Genomic DNA, 7,554 nt, shown 5'->3' on the forward strand with positions numbered 1-7,554 from the left:
ACTCGCCGCCCGGTCACCGGCGGCTCGAGGCGGCGACCGGGCGGCGCGTCCCCAAGTATGCCGCGCCGACGCGGCCCTGTGACTGCCCAACCGTGCCAGTTCACTGCCGATTCAGGTCAGCCGTGAAACACCCCCTGATCAGGCATGATTTGTCCGGAATTCGCCAGGGGTCATACCGGTTTCGCGTTTGAAGGCCCGATAGAACTGCCGCTCGGACACGAAGCCCGCCGACCGCGCCACCGACAGGAGCGGCCGCGTCGGATCGGTGCGGATCAACGACAGCGCCCGCTCCACCCGCATCCGCCGCAACATGGCCGCCACCCCGTCCTCACCCTGCTCGAACAGGCGATACAGGGTGCGCCGCGACACCGCGCACGCGCCCGCCACCTGATCGATGGTCAGCTCCGGATCGGCGTAATTCCGCTGAATGAACGCCAGCGCACGCTGTTTGGCCAGCGCGTGCGCGGGCTCGTCGCGCGGCAGGTCGCCCGCGGCCAGCTGGACCACCGAGGCCAGCAGGCCCGTACCGTGTTTGGCCAGCACCGCGGCCTGTTCCGGTGCGGCGTACTGCAATTGCGCCATGCCGCAGAAGAAGCGGCCCACGATCCCGGCCGCGCCCTCGGGCGGGAAGCGCACCGCGGTCGGCATCCGGTCCGCCGGCACCCCCGACGCGCAGACCACCTCGGCCAGCGGCACCTGCACCGCCACCACGCCCCAGGACTGCTCGAAATGCGCGCTGAAGGGCCGGGAACTGACGTGCAGGGTCAGTCCGCCGTCGGCCAGCTCCCCCACTCGCCCGTCCTGCTCCAGCCAGCCGTGGCCGTGCGTGGTGATGCAGGCGAACAGCACCGGTTCCTCGGGATCGTGGATGAGTTGCGGTATCCGGCTCAGATGCTGCCCGCTGGCGGTCACCATCGACACGTCGATGCCGTCGAATCGCGATTGCACGATGCGCGCCCGGAATTCCCCCGCCCGCACCGGTGTCACCACCAGCGGAACGTAGGCTGCCGCTACCACGGCCTCCCATTCCTCGAAAGTCTCCTGCTGCGAAACCTCCGGCGTGGAGCGAACCTCCATCACCGAGGGCTCTACGCCGCCCCTCATTGCCCGATTCTCGCATCCCGCCCCCACCCCGATCCCCGAATTCCCTTAACAACATCCAACTTTCACCCAACCGTCCGAATTGGCGCATTGCCCGCAACTCGCACAGCGAATCTTCATCCCGGACTTGCACTTTCATCCGCGCGACCGATCCGCGATCACGCGCGCGTCATCACACCCGCGACCTCGGCAGAGGCGTGGTCGCGGGTGTGGAGGAACGGGGTGGGGCCGATGGAATCGAACGACGCGCCGGGCGCGCGGCGCGCCGAAAACGGGGTCAGTCCCCGCAGCAGCCTTCGGAATCGATGGCACCGCCGGCGGAGCCGGGAACGGTGCGAACCTCGCGGGTCTGGATATTGCGGGCGGCCAGATCGGCGTCGGCCGGATAGTCGACGGCGATCAGCGACAGCCCGTGCGCCGGGGCCACGGTCACCGCGCTGGCGCGTTCGCGCTCGTTCAGCAGTCCGGCGATCCACTCGGGGGTACGGCGGCCCTCACCGACGGCCAGCACGCCGCCGACCAGACTACGGACCATGGACCAGCAGAACGCGTCCGCGCTGACATAGGCGGTCAGCAGGTCGCCCTCGGCGACCCAGTCGAAGCGCTGCAATTCACGAATCGTGGTCGCGCCCTCCCGCCGACGACAGAAGGCCGCGAAATCGTGCAGGCCCAACAGGTTTCGGGAGGCCTCGCGCATGGCCTCGAGATCCGGGCCGGGACGGCAGGGCACCACGCCTCGGGCCTGCAACGGCTCCGCGCCGTAGGGCGCGGTGGTCAGGCGATAGGCGTAGTGCCGGCGGATCGCCGAAAAGCGGGCGTCGAAGTCCGGCGGCGCGATCCGGACCTGCTTGACCCGCACGTCCTTGGGCAGGAAACGGGCCAGCCGGTGCACCAGCTTGGGGCCGTCCACCTCGGTGTGGGTATCGAAGTGCGCGACTTGGCCTTCCGCGTGCACCCCGGCGTCGGTGCGCCCGGCCACGGTGAGCTGGATGGGTTCGCGCTGCACCTTGGACAGCGCGTCCTCCAGCACGCCCTGCACGGTGCGCAGGCCGGGCTGACGGGCCCAGCCGGTGAAATCGGTGCCGTCGTAACTGATGTCCAGCCGTACCCGAATCGAAATGGGTTCGGGCGTCGGATCCTCCACGGTCACAGCGATCTCCTGGTTAACATGGAGAAAGCCCGCCGACCCGGAGGGGACGGCGGGCTCACTCATGAATCCGATAGGGGCGGATCTACTCCGCGTCCGGATCACCCCCACAGCAGTGGGGAACACGGATTCTTACTCCGCGGTCTTGTCCTCGGCGGCCGGGGCGTCAGCCACGGTCTCCTCGGCAGCCTCTTCGGCCTTGGCCTCGGCCGGAGCCTCGGTGGCCTTGGAAGCGGCGACACGACGGGCACGATCGGCCTCGTTGGTCACGGTCTTCTCGCGGACCAGCTCGATGATCGCCATCGGAGCGTTGTCACCCTTGCGGGGGATGGTCTTGATGATGCGGGTGTAGCCACCGTCGCGGCCCTCGAACGAGGGACCGATCTCGGCGAAGAGGGCGTGGACGATGTCCTTGCTACGGATCACCTTCATGACCTCGCGACGGTCGGCCAGGGTGCCGCCCTTCGCCTTGGTCACGAGCTTCTCGGCGTAGGGGCGCAGCGCCTTGGCCTTGGCCTCGGTGGTCGTGATACGACCGTGCTCGAAGAGCGCCGTCGCCAGGTTGGCGAAGATCGCCTTCTGGTGCGACGCCGACCCGCCGAAGCGGGCACCCTTCTTGGGCTTGGGCATGGTTGGAATCTCCTGTGTCTAAGGCAGATCCGGGGCGCTGGCCCCGAGCCGCCTAAAGCTGTTCGGTCTCGGCGTAGTCCTGCTCGCCGTTGTCGGTGTCGCTGAACGAGCCGCTGTCGCTCCAGGTGCCGCTCGCCGCGTCGTAGCCGACGACGGAGGACGGATCGAAGGAAGCCGGGGAGTCCTTGAGGGACAGGCCGAGCGAGTGCAGCTTGACCTTGACCTCGTCGATGGACTTCTGACCGAAGTTGCGGATGTCCAGCAGGTCCGACTCGGTGCGGGCGACCAGCTCGCCGACGGTGTGCACACCCTCACGCTTGAGGCAGTTGTACGACCGAACGGTGAGATCCAGGTCCTCGATCGGCAGGCCGAACGAGGCGATGTGGTCCGCCTCGGCCGGGCTCGGGCCGATCTCGATGCCCTCGGCCTCGATGTTCAGCTCGCGCGCGAGACCGAACAGCTCGACCAGGGTCTTGCCCGCCGACGCCAGCGCATCCCGCGCGGAGATCGAGTTCTTGGTCTCGACATCCAGGATGAGCCGGTCGAAGTCGGTGCGCTGCTCGACACGGGTGGCCTCGACCTTGTAGGTCACCTTCAGAACCGGCGAGTAGATCGAGTCCACCGGAATCCGGCCGATTTCCGCACCCGACGCCTTGTTCTGCACGGCGGGGACGTAGCCGCGACCGCGCTCGACCACGAGCTCGATCTCCAGCTTGCCCTTGTCGTTCAGGGTGGCGATGTGCATGTCCGGGTTGTGCACGGTCACGCCCGCCGGGGGGACGATGTCACCGGCGGTGACGGTGCCCGGGCCCTGCTTGCGCACGTACATGGTGACCGGCTCGTCCTCTTCGGACGACACGACCAGGCCCTTGAGGTTCAGGATGATGTCGGTGACATCCTCCTTCACGCCCGGGACGGTGGTGAACTCGTGCAGCACGCCGTCGATGCGAATGCTGGTGACAGCGGCACCAGGAATCGACGACAGCAGCGTGCGGCGCAGCGAGTTGCCGAGGGTGTAACCGAAACCCGGCTCCAGCGGCTCGATGGTGAACCGCGACCGGTTCTCGGACACGACCTCTTCGGTCAGCGTCGGTCGCTGTGAAATCAGCATTTCTTCCTCCTTCGGACGCCCACCATTTGACGCCCACTATTTGGGAGCTGTTGCGGCCCTGAGGGATTCAGGGCCACAACCAGCGGCACGCTTACGCGCACCTATTACTTCGAGTAGAACTCGACGATCAGCTGTTCCTGCAGCGGAACATCGATCTGCGCACGCTCGGGAAGCTGGTGCACCAGAATCCGCAGACGGCCGGGAACGACCTGCAGCCAGCCCGGGATCGGACGGTCGCCGACGGTCTCACGCGCCACCTGGAAGGGGTACATGGCCAGCGACTTCGCCTTGACATCGATGATGTCGTACTGCGAGACCTGGAAGCTCGGCACGTCGACCTTCACACCGTTGACGGTGAAGTGGCCGTGCGAGACCAGCTGGCGGGCGCCACGACGGGTACGGGCCAGACCGGCGCGGTACACGACGTTGTCCAGACGGGACTCGAGCAGACGCAGCAGGTTGTCGCCGGTCTTGCCCTTCTGGCGGTTCGCCTCTTCGTAGTACTTGCGGAACTGCTTCTCCATGACGCCGTACGAGAAGCGAGCCTTCTGCTTCTCCTGCAGCTGCATGAGGTACTCGGATTCCTTGATCCGCGCGCGGCCGTGCTGGCCGGGCGGGTAAGGACGACGCTCGAACGCCTGGTCGCCTCCGACGAGGTCGACACGCAGACGACGCGACTTGCGGGTGATAGGGCCGGTATAACGAGCCATTTTTCTACTCTTCCTTTCCCGCTAGACGCGACGCCGCTTGGGCGGACGGCAGCCGTTGTGCGGCTGCGGAGTGACATCGGAGATCGTGCCGACCTCGAGGCCGGCGGCCTGGAGGGAACGGATCGCGGTCTCGCGGCCCGAACCCGGGCCCTTCACGAAGACGTCGACCTTCTTGACACCGTTCTCCTGCGCCTTGCGGGCAGCGTTCTCGGCGGCGAGCTGAGCGGCGAACGGGGTCGACTTACGCGAGCCCTTGAAACCGACGTGGCCGGAGGACGCCCAGGAGATGACGTTGCCCTCGGGGTCGGTGATGGACACGATCGTGTTGTTGAACGTGCTCTTGATGTGAGCGTGGCCGTGCGGGATGTTCTTCTTATCCCGGCGACGCGCTTTCTGAGTCTTCTTCGGGCCCGAGGCCCGGCTCTTCGGAGGCATGCGCTATCCCTACTTCTTCTTGCCGGCGACGGTCTTCTTCGGACCCTTGCGCGTGCGGGCGTTGGTCTTGGTCCGCTGGCCACGCACGGGCAGGCCACGGCGGTGGCGGATGCCCTGGTAGCAGCCGATCTCGATCTTGCGACGGATGTCGGCCTGCACCTCGCGGCGCAGGTCACCCTCGACCTTGAAGTCCTGCGCTTCGATGAAGTCGCGGAGCTTGGTCAGGTCGTCGTCGCTGAGGTCCTTCGACCGCAGGTCCGGGCTGACGCCCGTCTCCGCGAGGATCTCCTTGGCGCGGGTACGGCCGATGCCGAAGATGTAGGTCAGCGCGATCTCCATGCGCTTTTCGCGCGGGAGGTCGACGCCCATCAGACGTGCCATGGTTGGCGTTTCCTTACTTTTGCGGAGGTCTGCTCCCTGGCCGTCCCCTCGTAAGTGGGGCCCCGGCCTCCGTACCGGGGGTAGGCCGCCATCCGTCCCCTGACGGGACTCGGCGACGGCGACTGGCGCTGGGAGTGCTTCTTATTGCCAATCCGAACTGCGTTCGGTGCTTGGCGGAGATCAGCCCTGACGCTGCTTGTGGCGCAGGTTCTCGCAGATCACCATGACCCGACCGTGACGGCGGATCACCTTGCACTTCTCGCAGATCGGCTTGACGGACGGCTGAACCTTCACGTCAGATCCAATCTGGGTTGGTGTTCACTGGCCGTGAACACAGTTTTTCCCCGGTCAGTTCGACCGGGGAAACCCGGGGCATATCGCCCCGGAAGTCTTGATGCGCTCCCGCGAGGAGCGACTCACTTGTAGCGGTAGACGATGCGGCCGCGGGTCAAGTCGTAGGGCGAGAGCTCCACGACGACGCGGTCCTCGGGCAGGATGCGGATGTAGTGCTGCCGCATCTTGCCGCTGATGTGGGCCAGAACCTTGTGCCCGTTCTCCAGCTCGATCCGGAACATCGCATTGGGCAACGGCTCGATAACCCGGCCCTCGACCTCGATGGCCCCTTCCTTCTTCGCCATATCCTCCGCGATCCCGGTTAGGCTGAACCTGGTTGGTTCAAGCTCATTACGGCAGGTCGACCATGAGTTTCGCAGACGCACCGGTGGATTGCTGGTGCACTGTGGCCAACCCGGTGACATACTCACTGGAGGCGGCACGAAGACATGCCACAGCCACTATGTAAGTCACCAGCGACCTACTTTACCCGTCGCCCCAGATCCGGCCAAATACGGGTGCCGTGACATGCCCCTCCCCGGTCACGCGGGCCACACCCCCGCCGCGAGCGGCCGGTACACGCCGGGCACGTACTCGCCGGGAATCGCTAAACTACGCCGTGTCCTGCACGATAGATCGAGGCACCCGGGGGTAGATGTGAGTCGCGAGAACGACGGACTCCCGATGCTCCCGCCCTGGCTCTCCGAGAGCGACGTCACCGACACCGGATACGAAGCCCCCGTCGAGAACCTCCCCCAGGACGACCTCATCCCCGAGGAGAAGGGCGGCCGCCGCCTCTTCGGCCGCCGCAAGCCCCGCAAGGACTCGCCCCCCGAACCCCTCCCGCGGACCCCCGCCCCCACGTCCGCACCGGCCCCCGAGTCGCGCACCCAGCAGCCGACTCCGCCCACCCCGATGCCGACCCGCGACCCCGGCACCCACTTCAACCTCCCCCAGAACGGCACCCAGCCCAACGGCGCCCAGCCGACCCCGCCGTCCTCCCCCTCCGGCCGCCACCCCATCGGCCAGAACCCGGCCACCCAGCACCCCAACGGCCAGGCTCCTCAGCACCCGAACGGCCAGACCCCTTCCAATCAGCCCCCCAACGGCCAGGCACCCCGCCCGAACGGCCAGGCACCTTTCACACAGCCACCCGCCGCTCAGCCGCCGCAGCCACCCCAGCCCAACAACCAGGCACCATTCACGCAGCCGCCTGTCGGCCCGACGCCTCAGTCGCCGCAGCCCGACAGCCCGGCACCCACCGCCCAGGCCCTGCAGGCCCCCCAGCCCAATGGACAGTCGCCCTTCACCCAGCCGCCCGCCGAACGACCGCAGGCCGCGAACTCCACTGGCCGGTCGCCATTTACACAGCCGCCGCTCGGCCAGGCCCCGCTCGCCGAGCCGCCCAACGGGCAGGGCACGGCTCAGCACGGAGGTCAGGACGCCGGGCGACCCGCGAATAGCCAAGGCGCGGAATCGGGTCCGCTGACACCTCCGCAGGGACCGCAGTTCTCCGCGCCCCCGGCCCCTCCCTCGGCAGCGCCGATCGGCGCTCAGCCCGCGGGCGCGTCCCTCGCGGGCACGCCGACCGTGGGTAATCCGGAGGCCGCCGCCACCCGTCCCCCGGCGGATCCGACCACGCGGATGCCGCTGCCGCCGTCTCCGAGTGAAATGGCCGCGGCGGCAAGCGATCCCGCGGTTCGTGC

The 7,554-nt window shown here is 67.6% G+C and carries 9 protein-coding genes; all 9 read right to left on the bottom strand.

Annotation, left to right across the window (positions count from 1 at the left end; translation table 11 throughout):
• Nucleotides 1–138: 138 nt before the first annotated feature.
• A complete protein-coding gene (locus ACFV4K_RS33545) occupies nt 139–1,104 on the bottom strand; it encodes a helix-turn-helix domain-containing protein (protein WP_379280319.1) in 966 nt (321 codons plus the stop codon).
• Between the two features lie 274 nt (nt 1,105–1,378).
• Nucleotides 1,379–2,314, bottom strand: a complete 936-nt coding sequence (truA, locus tag ACFV4K_RS33550; protein ID WP_379280320.1) for a tRNA pseudouridine(38-40) synthase TruA — start codon at nt 2,312–2,314, stop codon at nt 1,379–1,381.
• Between the two features lie 66 nt (nt 2,315–2,380).
• The gene (gene rplQ / locus ACFV4K_RS33555) at nt 2,381–2,878 is read right to left on the bottom strand and encodes a 50S ribosomal protein L17 (RefSeq protein WP_379280321.1); all 498 of its coding nucleotides are present in this window, start codon (nt 2,876–2,878) and stop codon (nt 2,381–2,383) included.
• Nucleotides 2,879–2,930: 52 nt separating this feature from the next.
• Nucleotides 2,931–3,989: a DNA-directed RNA polymerase subunit alpha gene (locus ACFV4K_RS33560; protein ID WP_379280322.1), complete on the bottom strand. Its 1,059-nt coding sequence runs from the start codon at nt 3,987–3,989 to the stop codon at nt 2,931–2,933.
• A gap of 104 nt (nt 3,990–4,093) precedes the next feature.
• On the bottom strand, nt 4,094–4,699 hold the full coding sequence (gene rpsD, locus ACFV4K_RS33565) for a 30S ribosomal protein S4 (RefSeq protein WP_357088930.1): 606 nt from the start codon (nt 4,697–4,699) through the stop codon (nt 4,094–4,096).
• Nucleotides 4,700–4,720: 21 nt separating this feature from the next.
• Entirely contained in the window at nt 4,721–5,134 is a 414-nt protein-coding gene (rpsK, locus tag ACFV4K_RS33570) for a 30S ribosomal protein S11 (RefSeq protein ID WP_213557959.1), read from the bottom strand.
• Nucleotides 5,135–5,143: 9 nt separating this feature from the next.
• Nucleotides 5,144–5,515, bottom strand: coding sequence for a 30S ribosomal protein S13 (rpsM, locus tag ACFV4K_RS33575; protein ID WP_326309472.1), 372 nt, complete (start codon nt 5,513–5,515; stop codon nt 5,144–5,146).
• 180 nt (nt 5,516–5,695) lie between these two features.
• Nucleotides 5,696–5,809, bottom strand: coding sequence for a 50S ribosomal protein L36 (gene rpmJ / locus ACFV4K_RS33580; RefSeq protein WP_033085975.1), 114 nt, complete (start codon nt 5,807–5,809; stop codon nt 5,696–5,698).
• A 122-nt stretch (nt 5,810–5,931) separates the two neighbouring features.
• Nucleotides 5,932–6,153, bottom strand: coding sequence for a translation initiation factor IF-1 (gene infA / locus ACFV4K_RS33585; protein ID WP_040804562.1), 222 nt, complete (start codon nt 6,151–6,153; stop codon nt 5,932–5,934).
• Nucleotides 6,154–7,554: the final 1,401 nt, after the last annotated feature.

It is taken from the genome of Nocardia sp. NPDC059764 (assembly GCF_042732555.1).
Taxonomy (GTDB): Bacteria; Actinomycetota; Actinomycetes; order Mycobacteriales; family Mycobacteriaceae; genus Nocardia.

Excerpts from the sequence above, each read along its gene's own strand:
- ACFV4K_RS33545 (WP_379280319.1), bottom strand. The coding sequence starts at position 1,104 with ATGAGGGGCGGCGTAGAGCCCTCGGTGATGGAGGTTCGCTCCACGCCG.
- truA (WP_379280320.1), bottom strand. The coding sequence starts at position 2,314 with ATGAGTGAGCCCGCCGTCCCCTCCGGGTCGGCGGGCTTTCTCCATGTT.
- rplQ (WP_379280321.1), bottom strand. The coding sequence starts at position 2,878 with ATGCCCAAGCCCAAGAAGGGTGCCCGCTTCGGCGGGTCGGCGTCGCAC.
- ACFV4K_RS33560 (WP_379280322.1), bottom strand. The coding sequence starts at position 3,989 with ATGCTGATTTCACAGCGACCGACGCTGACCGAAGAGGTCGTGTCCGAG.
- rpsD (WP_357088930.1), bottom strand. The coding sequence starts at position 4,699 with ATGGCTCGTTATACCGGCCCTATCACCCGCAAGTCGCGTCGTCTGCGT.
- rpsK (WP_213557959.1), bottom strand. The coding sequence starts at position 5,134 with ATGCCTCCGAAGAGCCGGGCCTCGGGCCCGAAGAAGACTCAGAAAGCG.
- rpsM (WP_326309472.1), bottom strand. The coding sequence starts at position 5,515 with ATGGCACGTCTGATGGGCGTCGACCTCCCGCGCGAAAAGCGCATGGAG.
- infA (WP_040804562.1), bottom strand. The coding sequence starts at position 6,153 with ATGGCGAAGAAGGAAGGGGCCATCGAGGTCGAGGGCCGGGTTATCGAG.